The sequence below is a fragment of the Oribacterium sp. P6A1 genome (assembly GCF_000702885.1).
In the GTDB taxonomy this organism is placed as follows: Bacteria; Bacillota; Clostridia; order Lachnospirales; family Lachnospiraceae; genus Oribacterium.
The window spans coordinates 114,323-130,469 of sequence record NZ_JNKO01000005.1; the positions used below are offsets into that span (position 1 = coordinate 114,323).

Below are 16,147 nucleotides of genomic sequence, written 5' to 3' on the forward strand. Positions count from 1 at the left end.
TCTCATTTAATGTCATTCTCTTTCATGCCTTTCTTTGCTTTTATCTTACATATTCCCTGAGTCATGGTTCCCATAGGGCAGAAGGAACACCAGGTTCTCTCTTTGTATAATACCATAACTATAAGTCCAATGAGCGTGGATGTGAGCATCAGACTGTAGAATCCAAAGCCAAACTGAGCCACCCAGTCCGGGAATACGCTGCCATTATAAGCCCATTGCCATGGAACTCTGAAGGTCCAGAACAACTTTATGGCTTTTCTTAATGTTCCTGCTCCGGAGAACACCAGATATGTCTGGAATACCATAGTTCCGAACATTGTGAGGAAAAATATCAAAAATCCATACCGGAAACCTTTGGAAGATAGCCACTTAGGTGCAGGTTTTCTTCTTGAACATTTAAGATTCCTTCCAAGTACCCAGAACAGCTGTCCTCTTCCGCACATATGGTTACAGAACCATTTATTGCCGCCGACTGTGGCGAATATAAGCGGCAGGATGAAATCTATCATGCCAAGCCAAGCGAATAAAATATTGAAAAAACCAAGTGCAAAATAAACTATCGACCATATCCAGAGGTAATCATACCAGTGCTTTTTCTTATTTACTGACATTTCCCACCTCCGAAACATTTATGGAACCTGCAGGGCAGGCCTTTTCACATAAACCGCATCCTACGCATTTACTGAAATCTACCTTCGCATAACATCCTTTATAAATCGATATAGCTTCTCTTGGACACTGCCGGGCACATACTCCGCAGGCAACGCATCTGTCTATATCATTAACAGCCTTTTTCATTTCCTATAACCTCTTTCTGCATTACATACACTTGCATTTGAAATCTGATAGCGTTATTATACATGGTATAGTTTTTATATCAAGTACGCAGTTTTAATTTACCAGGTAAGGAAAAGTATACCATGAAAAAAACAGAAAAGCATGAACCATTATGTGAAGATATCGCAGGAAGAGACTGTGGATTAAAGAGAATCATTGATAAAATCGGTGGAAAATGGAAGATCATGATACTTTGCGTCATAGATAAAAATGATATCGTGAGATACGGAGAATTGCGACGCTCCATTCACGGAATTACCAATACTATGCTTGCCAATTCTCTTAAAGAGTTGGAAACAGACGGACTTGTTGAAAGAAAACAGTACGATGAAATGCCTGTCAGAGTCGAATACAATCTCACTGAAAAAACAAAAAGCCTCATCCCCATACTTCTTGATCTCAAGAAATGGGGTGAGGACAATCTGTGAGTTTTTTACTTAAGCTTACATCAACAGGCGTTGATGAAATAACCGGTTTTGAGTTCTCTATTCCATATATGTATGTGAAAATAATCATTATGTATGACCTCGTGAATTCTATCAGTTTCTTATAATCAAAGTGGTCAGCTATGCACTGCCGGATTTGCATACTCGCAGCCGTCTCTATCGCATATCTCACAGGCAGTCAACGGATATCTGTCAGAAGAACGGTGTCTCTCTATACATTCATCACATTTCCTGTAAAGGTCGCAATCAATATTTAAACAGGGACAATTCTCTGAATCATATAACATATTGTTTATATCCTTTCCTTTTTTTCGGTCCGATATCAACTTTTGACGCTCATATCAGCTTCCTTAGTTACCGTTTTTATAAATTGCCGCTGCCACAGAGTTTCTGAGTGCAGGAACGACTTCATCCTGAAACCATGGATTATTTTTTTGCCATCGAAAATTCAGCGGGCTTGGATGCACGATAGGAAAATATTTCGGAAGATAGTCCCTATATGCTTTTACTGTTTCCGTAAGATTTTGTTTCATGGAATCCTTGAGATAATATTTCATGGCGTACTGCCCGATGAGTATCGTCATATTTATTTCCGGCATCATTTCCAGAATCTTTTGATGATATTCCTCTGCAATAAATCTCCTTGGAGGCAGATCTCCGGTTTTTCCCTTTCCCGGATAGTAAAAATCCATGGGCACTATGGCTATCTCATCCGAGTAAAATATTTCCCGGCTGACACCCATCCATTCCATGAGTTTTTCTCCGGATTTGTCATTAAAGGGAATCAAAGTTTCCTCAACCTTTTTCCCCGGAGCCTGACCGATAATCAATATTTTAGCCCTTTTATTGATCTGATAGACCGGTGGTATATTTCGTTCCGTATATCCTGCATTTCGTGGATCTTTCTCAAGTTCTTTTGTTAATTCTTCTACCGTCATAGCTGTCACTTTATCCTAAACATATTTTCAACAAAAAAAATGGGGATACAAGGATTTCTACTCATGATACCCTGTCTCCCCGTCTTCTTAAATCATACATCAACGATTCCGGAAAACTGTCGCCTGCGCAACAAATCAATATTTTAACTAACGTCACTACATTCCTTGTTAAGAAAGTCAATCAGCATTTCTCCCATTATCTCACTGCCTGCTATATAACTTCCATGATCCTGTCCCTCGAGAATAACCATGGTGGAATTTGGCAGGTTTTTTGCTATGAGTTCAGTTTCCGACCGTAGAATAAGATCGTTTTCACCGGCTGTTACCAAAACCGGAATCGTTATATTTTTCAGGCTGTCAGGATTAATGTGAGGTTCTGTCAGCATAAGTGTCACCAGTGGATCCGGCTCTTCCTGATTCTTTGCAGTGAACTCTTCTATGAATGATGGTTCCAGTCCTTCGGGGGACAGATTTGTCCCGCTTATCGCCAATGCTCCAAGGGTTCCCGGATGACTGATTTCCAGCATAAGTCCAATGATTCCACCATCACTGTGTCCGTAAAGCACAGGCTTGTCTAAACCAAGTGTTTCTATGAAGCTGAACATATCCTCTGCCATATCACTATAGTGATACTCCGAAAGAGGTTCATTTGCTCCATGTCCTCTGGAATCCGGAGCATAAACCTTATATCCGGCATCCACCAGTTGCCGGATCTCAGTATCAAACAAATGGTGATCCTCGCCATTTCCGTGAACCATTACTATAGGCTTGCCTTCTCCTGCAACAGCATAATAAAGAGTAATGTTGTTGACAGTCACTTTCTTAAGTTCTCCATCATAGTCTTTATCCGGCTGCATATCGCACCTCAACATTTTTCCTTAATCAGGCATTTATATTTACTTACTCCGGAAGGTTTGCATCCATAAAGTCGATGATACCCTCTTCCACATCATATTTTATATCACTGTAATTGTGGATCTCATGGCGATATCCCGGATATAACTCTGTAAATACATCAGTTACACCGGCATCTATAAGCCAGTTGGAAACCTGAAGAACACCTGTACCATACTGACCTACCGGGTCCTGATCACCGGCTATATTATAAACAGGCAGCTCTTTGGGAACCTTTTCCGCCCATTCCGGTCCTGTGATGTAATCCATCATTTGCGTAAAATACAGATAAGCCTGATTAGTACAGGGTTTTGTAAATGCATCAAACGGGTCCTCGGCATGATCACGCTGTACTTCCGGATCTTCACATATCCACTCGTTGCCACGGGTTACACCTTCAGAACAGCGGCCGAACATCCATCCCAAAAGTTTCTGCGGAATTTCAGGATCTGCATCTTTAGCTTTACCACTGTTGACAATTGTTTCGACATAATCATGAGCAGATTTCAGATCCGGCCATATTCCCATGGTTCCGCATAATGTTACACCATCCAGTTCCTCACCATACTTGGACATATAGTCTCTTGCAATAAATGATCCCATGCTGTGACCATAAATAAAATATGGAAGATCAGGATATTTCTCAACTGTAATATCATGGAGCTTATGCTCATCCTCCATCATGGTATGGAATCCCTTATCACCCCAGTCTCCCCAGCTGTTATTCTCAATCGCTGTTTTTCCATGTCCGACATGGTCATCTGCACTCACTATATAACCGGCTTCTACAAATGCTGCGATCATATGGAGATACCTGCGGGAGTGTTCACCAAAACCATGGATCAACTGTACGATTCCCTTAGGCTTTGCAGCGGGAACATAAATCCATCCATATACGGTATCACGCTCATTAAAGGATAGAAAAGTAACTTCATGTAACATAAATTCGCCTCCTACTATTCATTTTTATGATTTACAAAATCATTTTTCCACGTACAAATCTGATAAAAACATTATAAGTCATTTTGTAAAAAATATCATTATAGTAGGATATTTAATTAACCGTTCACATCAGTAAATGAAATCTCTTCTGTTTTCACCCTCAGATCTTCACTGACGACTACCCTGTATTTTATATCAAAATTTTCCGCTATCGGTGAGCGTGCCTCTATAAGCATATATGTTTCACCCGGTTTTTTACCTGTAAATGTGAACACCTCATCATATCCGGCACCTGTCATCATGTCATGATCTTCTTTGGCATATTTTCTTACAACAGAATAAGATACAATGCTTTCATCTTCTATGATCACATTAAATTCCGGTCCGCCTCCGTCAAATGATTCAAAGCTCAGAGTTGCATCATTACCGGTCACTTCAGTACTTTCTGCGGATGTTTCCTCTTTTACTTCACTTTTCTCAATATCACCGGTCCAGTCTATAATGCCTCCGAATTCGTAGACATTACTATATCCCATGTCAGCAAGTTTCTGTGAAGCTTCCTTGCTTCTCCGTCCACTACGGCAGTAAACAAGAATAATCTGATTACTATCAGGCAACTCTTCCGGCGGATCGTTTTCTATAGTTTCATTTGGGATAAGTATAGCTCCCGGGATATGTCCTTCGTCATACTCGTCCTGTCTTCTGACATCAACGATCACATGGCCGTCATCCTGTTCCATCATGCGTTTTGCTTCATCCTGGGTTATATTTGTATACGAAAATGTCTGAAACATACCATCACCATCCATTATCTGATCCCTTGTTTCACATCCTGAAAGAAGCATTAAAACAATAGCGGCAACTGTCATCAAATATTGTCTGTACTTTCTCATACCAACCTCTCCAACAAATCATAGACATATATGTTAATACTAACATAATTACCATGAGCACGCATCTTATGCTTTAATTCTTAAATCCTGCATGGCATCATCTCATCATTAAGTTCCATATTCTTGTAAGCGCTAATTACATTACGGAAGAAACTTCTGACAAATGAATCTGCCTATCCTAAACCTTATATCTTTTTTCATATGCTCCTATGATTTTATTAAGCCTATCGTGCAGTTCATCTCTGTCTGCACCGCCATCATAAAGCTGTATCATCAGAAACAAAGGCGCATATATTTCCATGGCTAGATTTCTTGCACCAAGTGCCTTTGCTTCATCTATATAGCGCTGACATAGCTTCCTTATAATGATATAGCTTGCAGAATTGAGACCAAAGAGGAATTTTATATAGCTTGGAAACTATATCAAAGATAGATTATTATGTAATAGACTATGCTCACACTCCGCAATATACTTCAATCAGAAGCACAGAAAACGAGTTGAAGAAAGCCTGTATCGATAAAACGCAAGCCTCAAAAACCGTTTTGTGCCTTAACTACACAAAAGTATTTAATCCCAGAGGAGAAAGAATATGGCTGCAGAAATCATGGGAAGCACAGTGGGAAAACGTGCCGGAAAGAATGTTTTAAAAACAGTAACAAGCAAGGATCACCAGTATAGAATCGAGCATGATTCAATAGGAGACAAAGAGGTTCCTATCGATGCTTACTATGGAGTCCAGACACTAAGAGCAGCGGAGAACTTCAGGATCACAGGACTCACCATGCATCCCGAGATCGTAAACAGTCTTGCGTATATAAAAAAGGCTGCAGCTATCACAAACTGTGAAGTTGGTCTTTTAGACCGTAAGATCACCGGAGCTATAGTCAATGCCTGTGACGAGATTCTTGAGGGAAAATTCAGAAAGGATTTTATCGTTGATCCCATCCAGGGTGGCGCAGGTACTTCTCTTAACATGAATGCCAATGAAGTCATCGCAAACCGTGCCATCGAACTTATGGGAGGGCAGAAAGGTGACTACAGCATGGTTCATCCGAATGACCACGTGAACCTGGGTCAATCTACTAACGATGTCATCCCCACTGCCGGAAAGATGACCACCATACGCCTGCTAAAAAATCTGAGGAAACAGCTTTTGAGACTGCATGAAGCTCTTTCACTTAAAGCCAAAGACTTTAATCATGTCATCAAAATGGGTCGCACCCAGATGCAGGACGCTGTCCCCATACGTCTCGGTCAGGAATTTAAGGCCTACGCAGATGCTGTAATGAGAGACATTAACCGTATGGATAAGGCTCTTGACGAGATGCGTGCTTTAAATATGGGTGGTACCGCTGTAGGTACCGGAATCAATGCTGATGAATCATATCTTAGAAGAATCATTCCTGTACTTAATGAAGTATCTGACCTTGATTTTATACAAGCCTTTGACCTTATAGATGCCACGCAGAACCTTGACCCTTTTGTTGCTGTTTCGGGATCCGTAAAAGCATGTGCTGTTACACTTTCCAAAATTGCAAATGATTTCCGCCTTATGTCTTCAGGTCCTCGGGCAGGCTTTGGCGAGATTAATCTGCCGGCAAAGCAAAACGGCTCTTCTATCATGCCGGGAAAGGTGAATCCTGTTATTCCTGAAGTTGTAAATCAGGTAGCCTTCAACGTCATCGGAAACGACATGACCATCACCATGGCAGCCGAAGCAGGTCAGCTGGAGCTTAATGCATTTGAACCTATCATCTTCTATAACCTTTTTCAATCTATAGATACTCTCGGTTTTGCTGTAGAAACCTTCGTCGACAACTGTGTTTCAGGCATAACAGCCAATGAGGAACGTTGCAGATTTTTGGTTGAAAACAGTGTTGGTATCATCACAGCTTTGAGCCCTCATCTTGGTTATCAGAAGTCAGCTGATATAGCAAAAAAGGCCCTCAAGCTTAACAAATCTGTACGAGAGATTATCCTTGAGGAAAAGATCCTTACAGAAAATGATATAGCAGAAATACTTGATCCTGTTCATATGACAGAACCGGGAATCTCAGGAAAGAAACTCATGGAAAAGCTGCATGAGAAGTAATAAGCTTTATGTTAAAACGGATCAGGGGCGTTATCTCTGATCCGTTTTGTATAAATCTCATATCAAAATATTCACAACCCTTTTAGGAACTCTTCCATTGCCCGGCTTTTGTAGCGTCCTGATTTCCAATAGAACGAAAGATTTCTTCGGACGTTTTTCCCGGAAAGCTTATAATAGACAACCTTTTCATGAAATGGCACTCTCCTTATCAACGTATCACTGATGAATGATATAGCCATACCTGAAATAGTGATATTGTAGGAGGTCATCTGTTGGTCAAGTTCAAAAATAACTTCAGGAGTAAAACGATTCTCCCGGCAGATAGCTCTGGCTCTTTCTCCAGTATCATTCCCCTGCTTAAGCAGAACAAAGGGTACATTTGCAAATTCTTTTAAAGATACCGAGGGAATATCAGCGGAAAGAAATTTCCCTTCTTCAATCATATCATGTGAAAGCTGGAAACCTTTCAGGCGTTCATTCACATCAAATCCCGCCGGTACAGCAAGAAGCAGAAATTCCTCCATGTAAACCTGATGTTCATAAATAGCTGAATCAAGTTTTGAGTTATCGAGCAGCAGATCGATCCGCCCACTCTGAAGCATATGTTCAAGTTCATGTGAAGTTTCTTCCACAAGTTCTATTTCAACATTCGGATATTTTAAAGAAAAATCAGATAACAGTTCCGGAAGAATCCATGAAGCAAATAGATTTGTTCCACCTATAGAAAGAGAACCGGCCCTGAGACCTTCCATATCAGACAAATAAACTTCAAAATGCTGGTTTACAGACATAATCTGCTCTGCCGCTCGAATATACTCCTTCCCACATTCTGTAAGACTTAAAGGTTTTGTACTACGGTCAAAGATAGGATAACCAATATTATCCTCCTCCCGTTTTATATTAGCAGAAAGAGATGGCTGCGAAATAAAAAGTGACTCAGCAGCCTTTGAAAAACTACCTTCCTTGTAAACTGCATATACATACTTCATACCGTTAAACATATGTACCATTCTCCTCGCCTCTTGAAGCCGCCGCTATAACTCTAAAGCTATTGAATCCTAAACAAGTATGTATTTGACCCTTGCATCATAAAATATCGGAAGCTTTATCAAAAATCAGGGAGATTTCTTCCAAGAAACCTCCCTGTTATATTTCCGTGAATCCGGAACATCTGAAATTTACTGAAGAACAAATCCACCGTTAGGCGAGATAACCTGTCCTGTGAGGTAAGGAGCCTTAAGGATATACTCAAGGGCACCTGCGATATCTGATACATCACCGATATATCCCTCAGGAATTGTTCCGGCAAGAGCATTGAGCTCGTCCTGGTTGACGCCGCGAAGCATATCTGTCATGATCATGCCCGGAGCGATGGCATTGGCACGAACGCCTCTTCCGGCAAACTCAAGTGCAAGGGCTCTGGTGAGACCGATAACACCGGACTTGGCTGCGCAATAATCTGCCTGGTTGATGACACCGGTAAGTCCACCTACAGATGAGATGTTTACGATCATTGCCTGATGCTCCTTGTCGGAGTGGTTGATCATGTGTGGAAGAACCAGATGAGTCATATGTAAAAGACTCATGAGATTTGTTGCGATAACCTTCTCATACTGCTCGTGGGTAATGTCTATCCAGTTGCAGTTGTTGGTGATACCTGCGTTATTTACAAGAACATCAATGTTCTCACCAAACTTATCAACCGCTGCCTTAACGAGAGCTTCGCAGTCCTCATACTTGCTGACATCTGCTCTTACAACCAGAGAGTCAACACCGTAATCCTTCTTTAACTGCTCTGCGATCTCTTCTGATTTTGCCTTTGAAGATTCACTTACGTAGTTAATGACTACATCATAGCCAAGCTCTCCAAGCTTAAGAGCCATTGCCTTTCCAATACCACGTGAACCGCCGGTAATAATTGCTGTTTTTGCCATTTAGAACCTCCTTACGATCTTTACGATTTTTTATTCAATTACGATATATTATACACCGTTTTATTCATATAAATAATAGTATTTATCATAATGGCTCACGCCTATTTATGTTTCCTGTCCTGCAAACTGAGTCATATACAGGTCATGATACCTGCCCTTCTTAGCCAGCAGTTCCTCATGATTTCCACTTTCAACGATCTCACCATGGTCCATAACAATGATCTCGTCCGCATCCTGTATGGTAGAGAGACGGTGGGCGATAATAAGGCTGGTACGCTGTTTCATAAGTTCCGTCATGGCATCCTGAATGCACATTTCAGTTCTTGTATCCACAGATGAGGTAGCCTCGTCCAGAATCAGGATACTGGGTTTTGATAGAAAGGCACGACATATAGTAAGGAGCTGCCTTTGTCCCTGACTAAGATTACTACCGGAGGATTCCAGTACCGTGTCATAACCATTTGTGAGGTTTGCAATCAAATCGTCGCAGTGGCTGGAAACTGCTGCTTCATCCAGTTCTTCCTGAGTGATATCTCGTGATGCGTAACAAAGGTTATTACGGATCGTGTCGGTAAAAAGCACCGTATCCTGCAAAACTATGCCTACAGCATCTCTGAGTTCGTCGGTGGAGATATCGTAAATGCTCTTTCCGTCCAAAAGTATCTCGCCGGAATCAACGTGGTAAAAACGCATCAGCAGGTTTATGATGGTTGTCTTGCCACTTCCGGTGGAGCCTACCAGAGCAATCTTCTTACCGGAGGATACCTTGAGAGAGAAATTCCTGATGACAGGTTTTCCCAATACATAGGAGAAATTTACATTTCTAAACTCGATGACGCCCTTTACAGGCTGTACGATCGATCCTCCGCTCTTATCCTCTTCTTTTTCATCCAGTATCTCGAAAATGCGCTCTCCACCGGCAAGAGCCGTTTGAATCTGACCGTAAAGCTGGGCGAGTTCGTTAATAGGCCTGGAGAACTGCTTTGCATAGATGATAAATGCGGAAATAACACCGATGGAAATGTCTCCCCTCAGGGCAAATCGTGCACCGAATACCGCTACCACCACGAAGGAGACATTGCTGAGCATATTCATGACAGGGCCCATGGAACCGCCGATGATCTCTGCTATGATACCGGTTTTCGTCAATTCGTCTGCTGTTTCGGAAAAGCCCCGGACTTCCGCCTCCTGACGGTTATAGGCTGTGACAGTACGGGTATTTGTGACCATCTCCTCCACGGTGCCGTTGAGCTTACCAAGGAGCTTTTGCCGCCTGACGAAATATTTCCGCATGTACCCGGTGATATTCGTAGTAAACAGCACCGTCAGCATAACCGTAGAGCAGCTGAGCATCGTTAAAATAGGACTGTAGGATAGCATCATTGCGATAGTGCCGACAAGCATAAGCATTCCCGAAAGCAGGCTGCTTAAAGATGAAGAAACGATGGATGCTATGTTTTCTGCGTCATTGGTCATACGGCTCATGATGTCTCCATGGGAGTGGTTATCAATATAGGAGATAGGCAGATTTGTGATCTTGCAAAACAAATCGCCCCGGAGCCTGAATATGACCCGCTGACTTAGTTTCGCACTTATAAAGCCCTGCAAAAGTGTGCTCAATCCATAAATCACATATGCAGTAAGCATTAAGATCAGTACCCTCTTGAGAGATCCGGGTTCTGAATTTTTTATGCGGTCAATAGCCTCTGCCTGAAAGCGGGGAGCCATCACACCCATGGTTACTCCAAGGATGATGGTAACACAAAGCAGCGATACGTATCTCCACTCATTCCTGAAATATTTCCATAAGCGCTTAAGGGTACCTTTTCTATCCTTAGCTTTCTCGATAGGAGCTCCCATGTTGCCTCTCATGCCCCGACGCCCAAGGGAAGGCTGGGGTGCGGATGACAAAGATTTCCAGTTTTGGGAGCCGCTCTGATTTGAACTCATGGAAAGAATCCCTACGGATTCAGCTCTTATATTCAGTTGTTGACTCATACTTTCGACCTCCCTTCCTGAGCTGTGAATCATAGATTTCACGATAAACATCGCAGCTGTTCATCAGCTCTTTATGGGTGCCCATGCCAACGATTCTACCCTTATCCATGACTGCGATACGGTCTGCCCTCATGACGGTGGCAATCCGCTGGGCGATTATGATTTTGGTCATCTTCTCATAATCCCCTCTTAAGGCTTTGAACAGTCTCGATTCAGTACCAAGATCCAAAGCACTGGTGGAATCATCCAATATAAGAATTTCGGCAGGTCTAAGAAGTGCACGGGAAATTGCGATACGCTGCTTCTGTCCCCCGGAAAGGCTCATGCCGGCCTCTGCCACCGGGGTATCATAGCTATCAGGCTGACGTAAAATGAATTCATGGGTCTGGGCCACCCTGGCAGCTGAAATCATTTCATCTTCTGTTGCCTCAGGGTTACCTATCATTATGTTATGCGCTATAGAGCCGGAAAACATTTCACTTTTTTGCAAGACCAAAGAAATGCGATCTCTTAATTCATGAAGCGTAAAGTTCTTAACATCTTCTCCGTCCACCAGCACCCTTCCTTCAGTGACATCGTAAAACCTCGGTATGAGTGAAACAAGTGTGCTCTTTCCACTGCCGGTGGCTCCGATTATAGCCAGAGTCTGACCCGGTGCCACAGTGAAACTTATATCCTTCAGTACCTCATGATGGTGACCGGGGTAAGTGAAAGAAACATTTTTAAATTCAATGCTTCCTCCGCGTTTTTCGATGTTTCCATCTTTGCCGTCCTGAATAACCGGTACGGAAGTGAGCACTTCCTTAATACGTTTTGAGGATGCAACACCAAGAGTGATGGTCTGAAAGATCATAGCCATCATCATCATTCCGCTCAGAATCTGACTCAAATAGGTGATGGCTGCCATGAGGCTTCCGATCTCCATCCGGCGTGCCGCAACCTCCATCCCTCCGATATAAATGATGGTCACCGTAGCCGTGTTCAGCACAATATTCATGACGGGACGCATCCAGCTGATCAAAAGCTGCACCTGAAACCTGGAGTCGGCTAAATCCCTGTTGCTTTGCCGGAATTTTTCTATTTCACTCTTTTCCTGAACGAAGGCTTTTACCACACGCTCGCTTGCCACATTCTCACCGATAACAGAGTTCACGCGGTCAAGCCGTTTCTGTAAAAGAGTAAAAAGAGGCCCACTCTTCCAAACCACAAAGGCGATTTCAAGCAAAATGATCGGCAGTGTAAACATTAGCACACGACTGAAAGCCACATTGAGACTCAGAAGAAAGGAACTTCCTGCGATAAAAAACATCATGCACCGTACTGCGCCACGGATGAGCTGGGAAACCATGTTCTGCACCTGGGTTACATCTGAAGTCGTCCGGGTGATGAGGCTTCCCACAGTAAAGTCATCGATCTGTTCAAAGGAAAAATTCATGATGCGGTGGAACAGGGCTTTTCTCAGATCATTTCCGAAGTGCTGTGAGCATATATTAACGAACACACCGGAAAGTATCCCGCAGCAACCGCCTAAAAACACCACAAGAATCATGCGGATGCCTACACTCCACACCAGACTTTCGTTTCCTTTAAGAATGCCTTCATCTACAATCTGTGCCATCATTTTGGGCTGTATCAGATCGATCAACACCTCACCCACCATGAAAAGCGAGCCTATAAGCCCGATCCACCAGTATTTTTTCAGAAATTTGAGCAAAGAATCCGCCACCTTTCGATTTATTTTGAATTGAGAACGATTATGTAAATTATATCATGAGTCCCCCGACAAATTAGTCAAATAGACGAGTTTCGTGCTTCGCACTCGTCCCCCACATTCCGCACTCCCTTGGAGCTTACGCTCCACTTCGTGCTCCATGTTGTGAGGGTTCTAAAGCCTCCAAAAGCGTTTTTCTTTTACAAGATAATGCATATACTCATGAATTTCTGTTAAGTGATTACGATACCATCCTTGGCCGGGAAGCAAGAAAACTGTTTTTAAAAAACGGAATAAATATGAGTTTGTTTAAAAAACCCGCACCGAAAAAATACAGGTGCGGGTTTTTCATATGTGGGATTATATTATTAGGTGAGTGTCAGAAATAAACATCGAATCGTTTCGCGCAGAGCGATGCTTGAAAGGTCAGACCATTTTAATTATCTTCGCGAAGGGCTGACGCTACATGCCAGTTCCTTTGGACCTGCCACAAAACTCACGATTCTTTCAACTGACTGTTCTCGATAATACTCATAACATCCAGGGTTTCCTTTGCATATCTATCTGCTTCACCGTAATTCCTACCATCTATGATTCGGGCAAAATCAATAAATTCGCGGGTCATTCTGTGATGAGTCTCTGCCGGAACAAAAGTTTCTACGATAGTTTTCCGGATCATTGCCCCCGCTGCATCCTTTACCGGATCACCGCTGTCATCCACAGTCACAATGGTAAGGTTTGGTGCGACATTGGGCTTTCCGTCGATTTTCATATACCCCTTTTCACCCTGAATGGTCACAAAACACGGGCTGTCAGAATCTTTTGCACCGGTACATACAGCTGAGAATCCGTCATACTCCATCACCAGTATTCCGGAAGTGTCCACTCCGTTAAAGCCTATATTCGGATGATAGGAAACCTTTTCAGGTCTTCCGAAAAGTTCTGCGGCATAATGGATGTTGTAGACATTGATATCCCTCAGAGCACCGCTCAGACATGCAGGATCAAAGGCGGGATCAACATCCCCTGCAAGATACCTGTCATACCGGCTTGAATACTGAGAGTAATTGGCCGTCATCATGCGGATCCTGCCGAGTTTAGGCAGTGCCTCCTTCATCTTTCCTATCACATCATTGTGAAGAACCGTGATGGCTTCAAATATAAAACATCCCTTTTGCTTTGCCAGTTCCATGAGTCCTTCGGCCTCGGAATATGTTCCGACAAAAGGCTTTTCAAGTATGACATTTTTCCCATGCTCAAGTGCTTTCCTGGCATATTCATAATGAACCATATTTACAAGTCCGATATATACCGTATCCACGTCACTCTCATCAAGCATCTCATCATAATCCGTGAACACTTTTGGAATACCATACTTCTTTGCAAGCTCTTCTCCCTTTTCACGGCTGTGAGGTCTTGCAAATACAGCTCTTATCTTTATCTCTTCAACCGGCTGCATGGCAAACAATGCATCAGCTACAATCTTACCTGTTCCGACTATACCTAAATTCATAATGATTCCTCCCAGATACTCAATAGGTATCATACTGTGATTGCAATCACCACAGAGAATGTATTATATCCTGCTTCTGAATCTACACTTATCTTCCCATGGTGACGTTCAGTTACAGCCTTTGCGATGGCAAGTCCTAAGCCGTAATGTCCGTTTAACTGCCTTGATTGATCCGAGCGGTAGAACCTTTCAAATATTTTTTCCCTATCTTCCACAGGAATCGGATCACCGGGATTAGTCACTTCCAGTACAGCATGTCCACGCTCACTATAAAGCCGCACCCGGATGCATGGCTGTTCTGTCAAAAGACTGTACTTTGTATGGGATATGGCATTGTCAACAAGAGTGGATACCAACTGCTCAAGCTGGACAGGATTTCCTTTAATATATATATCCTCCTGAATATCACTTTCCAATACCATACCATGATCAAATATAACCGTATCAAATGGAAGCAGACTTCCCGTTACAAGGTGACTGAAATCCAGATCCTCCATTGGCACATCAGTATTTTCTGTTCTGGCAAGATCCAAAAGTTGTGTAACCAGATCTTTCATGCGACGATTTTCAAAAATGATATTATCAAGCCATGAATTCTCTCCCAGCTCCTTCTTAAGTATGTCAGCGTTGGCACTGATGGTGGAAATGGGAGTTTTCAGTTCATGCCCCGCATCTGCTATGAACTGCCTTTGTTTACAGTAACTGTCCTCAAGTGGTTTCACTATTTTATCCGCCAGAAAAACAGAAATCATGAACAGCACTCCCAATGCCAGGGTTCCGGTAATGATGGTATTGATGAGCAGTGCAGAAATGCTGTCGGAAATCAGTGTATTATCCATCATGGCGACATATATTATCTTATCGGTATCGGATATGTCTTTTGTTTCCACATCGCCGTTCAAAGAAGCATCTGTCGTGGCTGCATTCCAGTTCCCGGGATACTCTGTAATCCGATACACAAAGCTCCGGTTACTCCCTTCTTTGTTACCGCTGTAAAGCAGCACACTTGCCATTTCTGTTAATGCTTCATCAGACAATAGCGGTTTTACATCATTCCAGATTTCAACCACTTCTCCTTTGGCATTAAATGCAACAACATAGCATACCGTAACCTTCGTGTATGATGGAGATTCCTTAAACAGTTGATTTTCACGGGATATATCAAAGGATTCCTTATGGGTACCGTTGTTTATGTCTTCTTTCTCTGCAGCCTTTCCATTCTTTCCATCCTCTGCATCCCAGACATCATGGGAAAGTCCCCCTATACATTGCTCTGTAAAATCAAGCAGTATGTGCTGATTTGATTTATAAACACTTCTTAGTGTCGTCATATAAATGATCATCAATGTCAGAATCAGCACCAGCGTCAGCATCGACATAATTGAAGCAACGATTTTCACTCTTGACTTTTGAAAAATACTATGATGTATTGCCTTTGAAAAAAACTTAACCATTATGTTTCTAACCTGTTTCTTAACTGATATCCTAATCCGCGAACTGCCTTGGTTTCCGCATCAGCCTGCTCCATGATGTTACGACGAAGCATCGCACGTACTCTGGCTAACAGTTCTCTTGTTTCAAAGGGTTTTGTAAGATAATCATCTGCTCCTGCATCCAGTCCCGTAACCTTATCATCCAGTTCTGTCTTTGCAGTAAGCATCAGAATCGGTGCCTTGATACCGGCACTTCTTACATTCCTGGCAATATCAAAACCATTCATTCCCGGCAGCATCACATCGAGAATCATGAGATCGTATATTCCGCTCTTTGCTGCATCGCAGCCATCCAGGCCGTTCGAAAACGAATCAACATCATATTTCTCTGAACGCAGAATCGCCTGAAGTGCTTCTGACATACGTTCCTCATCTTCAACCAAAAGTATTCTCATCCTCATCCCCCTTTCTATATTAATAACGTATCAAAAAGACCAATGACTCTGCAATCTGTT

15 protein-coding genes are annotated in these 16,147 nt (G+C 42.6%); 2 read left to right on the forward strand and 13 right to left on the reverse strand.

All coding sequences use genetic code 11. The annotated features are described in order from the left end of the window. Positions 1-2: 2 nt before the first annotated feature. The gene (locus T515_RS05115) at positions 3-611 is read right to left on the reverse strand and encodes a 4Fe-4S binding protein (RefSeq protein ID WP_036608398.1); all 609 of its coding nucleotides are present in this window, start codon (positions 609-611) and stop codon (positions 3-5) included. Next, positions 598-798 carry a 4Fe-4S binding protein gene (locus T515_RS05120; protein WP_036608399.1) on the reverse strand — a complete coding sequence of 67 codons (201 nt, stop codon included), beginning with the start codon at positions 796-798 and terminating at the stop codon, positions 598-600. The genes T515_RS05115 and T515_RS05120 overlap by 14 nt, the downstream gene beginning before the upstream one ends. 122 nt (positions 799-920) lie before the next feature. Here T515_RS05120 and T515_RS05125 point away from each other — a divergent pair, with 122 nt between their 5' ends. Beyond that, a complete protein-coding gene (locus T515_RS05125) occupies positions 921-1,265 on the forward strand; it encodes a winged helix-turn-helix transcriptional regulator (protein ID WP_036608402.1) in 345 nt (114 codons plus the stop codon). A gap of 368 nt (positions 1,266-1,633) precedes the next feature. Here T515_RS05125 and T515_RS05130 read toward each other — a convergent pair whose 3' ends face one another. From T515_RS05130 to T515_RS18275, 4 genes are all read right to left on the reverse strand, one after another. Next, the gene (locus T515_RS05130) at positions 1,634-2,221 is read right to left on the reverse strand and encodes a uracil-DNA glycosylase family protein (protein ID WP_036608403.1); all 588 of its coding nucleotides are present in this window, start codon (positions 2,219-2,221) and stop codon (positions 1,634-1,636) included. A 143-nt stretch (positions 2,222-2,364) separates the two neighbouring features. After that, a complete protein-coding gene (locus tag T515_RS05135; protein ID WP_051671450.1) occupies positions 2,365-3,078 on the reverse strand; it encodes an alpha/beta fold hydrolase in 714 nt (237 codons plus the stop codon). Positions 3,079-3,121: 43 nt separating this feature from the next. After that, entirely contained in the window at positions 3,122-4,057 is a 936-nt protein-coding gene (locus T515_RS05140) for an alpha/beta fold hydrolase (RefSeq protein ID WP_036608406.1), read from the reverse strand. Between the two features lie 116 nt (positions 4,058-4,173). After that, on the reverse strand, positions 4,174-4,950 hold the full coding sequence (locus tag T515_RS18275; protein ID WP_081832676.1) for a rhodanese-like domain-containing protein: 777 nt from the start codon (positions 4,948-4,950) through the stop codon (positions 4,174-4,176). 605 nt (positions 4,951-5,555) lie between these two features. Here T515_RS18275 and T515_RS05150 point away from each other — a divergent pair. Then, entirely contained in the window at positions 5,556-7,043 is a 1,488-nt protein-coding gene (locus T515_RS05150) for an aspartate ammonia-lyase (protein WP_081832685.1), read from the forward strand. Positions 7,044-7,114: 71 nt separating this feature from the next. On the opposite strand, the gene T515_RS05155 is transcribed toward T515_RS05150, so the two are convergent. The 7 genes from T515_RS05155 to T515_RS05185 all read right to left on the reverse strand — a co-directional run bounded on the left by T515_RS05155 (position 7,115) and on the right by T515_RS05185 (position 16,087). Then, positions 7,115-8,044 carry a LysR family transcriptional regulator gene (locus T515_RS05155; RefSeq protein ID WP_036608408.1) on the reverse strand — a complete coding sequence of 310 codons (930 nt, stop codon included), beginning with the start codon at positions 8,042-8,044 and terminating at the stop codon, positions 7,115-7,117. 177 nt (positions 8,045-8,221) lie between these two features. Continuing rightward, on the reverse strand, positions 8,222-8,977 hold the full coding sequence (locus T515_RS05160) for an SDR family NAD(P)-dependent oxidoreductase (protein WP_031550437.1): 756 nt from the start codon (positions 8,975-8,977) through the stop codon (positions 8,222-8,224). Between the two features lie 105 nt (positions 8,978-9,082). After that, positions 9,083-10,975: an ABC transporter ATP-binding protein gene (locus T515_RS05165; protein ID WP_197026392.1), complete on the reverse strand. Its 1,893-nt coding sequence runs from the start codon at positions 10,973-10,975 to the stop codon at positions 9,083-9,085. Beyond that, positions 10,947-12,689 (reverse strand): ABC transporter ATP-binding protein, encoded by a 1,743-nt coding sequence (locus T515_RS05170; protein WP_051671451.1) that lies wholly within the window; start codon positions 12,687-12,689, stop codon positions 10,947-10,949. Before T515_RS05170 ends, T515_RS05165 begins: the two co-directional genes overlap by 29 nt. A 493-nt stretch (positions 12,690-13,182) precedes the next feature. Next, positions 13,183-14,199 carry a Gfo/Idh/MocA family protein gene (locus tag T515_RS05175; protein ID WP_036608410.1) on the reverse strand — a complete coding sequence of 339 codons (1,017 nt, stop codon included), beginning with the start codon at positions 14,197-14,199 and terminating at the stop codon, positions 13,183-13,185. A gap of 29 nt (positions 14,200-14,228) precedes the next feature. Continuing rightward, a complete protein-coding gene (locus T515_RS16430) occupies positions 14,229-15,653 on the reverse strand; it encodes a sensor histidine kinase (RefSeq protein ID WP_051671452.1) in 1,425 nt (474 codons plus the stop codon). Next, positions 15,653-16,087: a response regulator transcription factor gene (locus T515_RS05185; protein WP_051671453.1), complete on the reverse strand. Its 435-nt coding sequence runs from the start codon at positions 16,085-16,087 to the stop codon at positions 15,653-15,655. The genes T515_RS16430 and T515_RS05185 overlap by 1 nt, the downstream gene beginning before the upstream one ends. Positions 16,088-16,147: the final 60 nt, after the last annotated feature.